2 protein-coding genes and 1 tRNA gene are annotated in these 3,270 nt (G+C 61.0%); 2 read left to right on the forward strand and 1 reads right to left on the reverse strand.

Translation table 11 applies throughout. The features are described 5' to 3' along the window. Positions 1-98: 98 nt before the first annotated feature. Positions 99-172: transfer RNA gene (locus tag ACR0P8_RS09060), tRNA-Val, on the reverse strand. Positions 173-369: 197 nt separating this feature from the next. Here ACR0P8_RS09060 and ACR0P8_RS09065 point away from each other — a divergent pair. After that, positions 370-1,917 carry a DivIVA domain-containing protein gene (locus tag ACR0P8_RS09065; RefSeq protein ID WP_432624752.1) on the forward strand — a complete coding sequence of 516 codons (1,548 nt, stop codon included), beginning with the start codon at positions 370-372 and terminating at the stop codon, positions 1,915-1,917. Between the two features lie 113 nt (positions 1,918-2,030). Next, positions 2,031-3,209: a 1-deoxy-D-xylulose-5-phosphate reductoisomerase gene (gene dxr / locus ACR0P8_RS09070; protein WP_432624753.1), complete on the forward strand. Its 1,179-nt coding sequence runs from the start codon at positions 2,031-2,033 to the stop codon at positions 3,207-3,209. Positions 3,210-3,270: the final 61 nt, after the last annotated feature.

A 3,270-nucleotide genomic window follows, 5' to 3' on the forward strand; every position in this document is an offset into this window, starting at 1 on the left:
GATTTTTATTTTTGTTATGTGGGCAGAACGTGGATGAAATACGTGGAACCACCGTCGGCTCGACTGGAAATCCTTGGATTCATGGGGGATAAAGAAAGTGGGCGATGAGGGATTCGAACCCCCGACATCCACCGTGTAAAGGTGGCGCTCTAACCAACTGAGCTAATCGCCCGCAGCAATCCACTGTACCGTATGTTCGTGATGTTGGTCGCGCGTGTCGGCGATCCGAGACGAAATCCATGCCGACGGAGGGGTTTCGAAGATGCGGATTGCGGCCGATTCTCGCCGATTCGGTCTTTTATGACGGCTGCGTCGAATCAATCACGTAAAGTAGTGACGTTAATACGTGTAGCAGGAGGTTGAACGCCAATGGCACAGGAACCTGAAACCGAGAGGAACGCATCGGGGATCGCACGCGCCGCGAAGCGGAAGTGGGGATATGATGCGGAACAGGTGGATGCTTTCCTTGAACGCGCGCATAGGCTGTACGAGGGCGAAGGCGCACAACTCACCCAGCATGACATTCAGAACGTTTCCTTCGAACTGGTCAAGGGCGGCTATGTGATCGCCCAGGTGGACGCGGCGTTGGCCCGTCTGGAACGCGCCGTGGTGGACAAGCAGACCACTTGGGAGATCTCCCAGCATGGCCGTGTCGCTTGGAAGGCACAGACAGAGGACCTGTTCAAGAAGCTTGATGCCCACGCCGAGCGTGAGCCGGGCGAGCGTTTCAAGCCGGGCGAAGGAAAGAATCCCAGCTATGACCGTAAGCAGGTGGATCGCGTCATCGACAAGTGCCTGACCAAAGCCGCCGGCGAATTGGGCCTTGAACAGATCAGCGAAGAGGATGCCAAGGCGATTGCCGACATGAATGCGCAGACCATTTCCAACGTGGTCTTCACCCAGCGCAAAGGCAAGAAAGGGTACGACGAGCGGCAGGTCGATTATTATCTGGCCGCCTGTGGCCAGTTGCTGACCCGACTGGAATCGTATGCGCGCGTTGCCGATTTCGTCGGAGAACCTTCCGAAGAATCACAATCCAACATCGCGTCGGCATCCGCTGATGGTGGTTCCCCGATGATCACGCCGTTGTTTGCAGCCCCGGCATCCGCCGCACCTGCCGCTGCAAGCGCGCCGTCCGTCCCATCCGCACCAGCCGTTACGGTCGCTGCGGCGGGCAATGAGAAGGATTCCTTCGATGCGCTGAACAAGGCGGAGCATGAGATCTTCACGTCAGCGGTAACGTCCCCGGTGAGCGCGCCCACGGCGAAGACGGATGCACCGGCCGTCCCGCCGGTGGTTCCGCCGGTGTTCCGTCCGCAAGCAACTACGTCGCCCGCCAAGCCGAAGGCATCCGAGGAAACCCAGGTGTTCGATCCGATTGCCGACAGCGCTCCGCAGGCTTCCGCGCCGCAGACTCCGACCGTCCAGCCTGTTCCGGCGGAATCCGGAACGGGATCCGACCCTTCGCTTGCCGCCTTGGCTCATTTGGCGCATGCGGTTAATGCGGCGAGTGTTACGGAGAACACGTTTACCCCGCAGGTGCCAAATCTGGCCATGTCCGAAGCTCCGAAGTCCGCCGCCCCATCGAGTCCGGGTCCGCTTGCTGCTCCGGTTCCGCCGTCCTTTGCTCCTGAGCCTGCCACGTCCGCCACGCCAGTGGCGGCAACGTCGGCCGCGCCGTCCGCGCCGACGGCACCTGAGCCCGCCACGTCGGCCCTTCAACCGGAACCGAAGCCAGCCACATCCGCCGTCCCAGCCGCCAAGCCTGTCGCTCCGGCGCCTGAGCCGCCGGCAAAGGCAAAGCAGGAACAGGAAAAGAAGCAGGAATCGGACAAGCCCGTCCAAGCGCTTTTCCCGACGAGCATCGACAGCGCGAATCTTGATATTCCGGATTTGTCGTTCCCGTCCTTCGACTGACGTACTTCCGACGAACAGGCTGGCGTGACCGCCGGCCTGTTCTCATGTTCCACATAATCGCAAAACCAATGCCGAGCCATCGGCAACATATACGGAGAGCAAACGCATAACCCATGCAACCATCAACCGTAGTAATCCTAGGTTCCACCGGATCCATCGGCACCCAAGGCCTTGACGTCATCTCACGTCATCTCGACCGCTTCACCGTGACGGGACTCGCCGCCGGTGGGGCGCACGTCGAACTACTTGCACGTCAAGCCGCGAAATTCCATGTACCGGCCATCGCGATTTTCCATAAGGAAGCCGTTCCCGCGCTCCGTGAGGCGCTGGAACAGGCCGGAGCCGGCGAAGTCGAAGTGACCGCCGGCCCAGACGCCGTGATCGGCATGGCCGGCTCCGGCGCCGATGTGGTGCTCAACGGCATCACCGGTTCCATTGGTCTTGAACCATCCATCGCCGCTCTTCAGGCGGGATCGCAGTTGGCGTTGGCCAACAAGGAATCCGTGGTGGCCGGCGGCCATCTGCTGTTCGATTCGCAAGTGCGGGACAAGCAGATCAATCCGGTCGATTCTGAGCATTCGGCCATCTGGCAGTCGTTGCGTGCCGGCACGCATGGCGAGGTCTCCAAACTCATCGTCACCGCATCCGGCGGCCCATTCCGTGGCTGGAAACGCGAACAGATGACCGATATCACCCCCGAACAGGCCCTCAACCACCCCACATGGAACATGGGGCCGGTCGTGACCATCAACTCGTCCACGCTGATGAACAAGGGACTTGAGGTCATCGAGGCAAGCCGACTGTTCAACGTGCCGCCGAGCCGCATCGATGTGACCGTCCATCCGCAATCCATCGTGCATTCCATGGTGGAATTCCGCGACGGTGCCACCATCGCGCAGGCATCGCCGCCGGACATGCGTCTGCCGATCGCTCTCGGCCTGTCCGCGCCGGAACGTCTGGGGAACGTCGCCGCGGCCTGCGATTGGACGAAGGCTGCCACATGGACGTTCGAGCCGCTTGATGACGAGGCCTTCCCCGCGGTGAGCCTCGCCCGGCACTGCCTCGAATCGTCCGAAAAGCATACCGCCGTGCTCAACGCGGCCAACGAGCAGGCCGTCCATGCGTTCCTCGAGCATCGTCTGCCGTATCTTGGCATCGTGGACACCGTGCGTGAGGTCCTCGACGAGATGGACGCCGAACTGCGTGGCAATCCGCTGTTCGCTTCCGTGGAGGAAATGAGCCAACTCGAGCGTGAGGCGCGCGACCGCGCCGACAGGCTGATAAACAGGTAAAGACGAAAGCAATCGCAAGAACCATAGCGGGGCGTGTGAAACGCTCCGCACATGTCAAGGA

The sequence above is a fragment of the Bifidobacterium sp. genome (assembly GCF_050874245.1).
Taxonomy (GTDB): Bacteria; Actinomycetota; Actinomycetes; order Actinomycetales; family Bifidobacteriaceae; genus Bifidobacterium.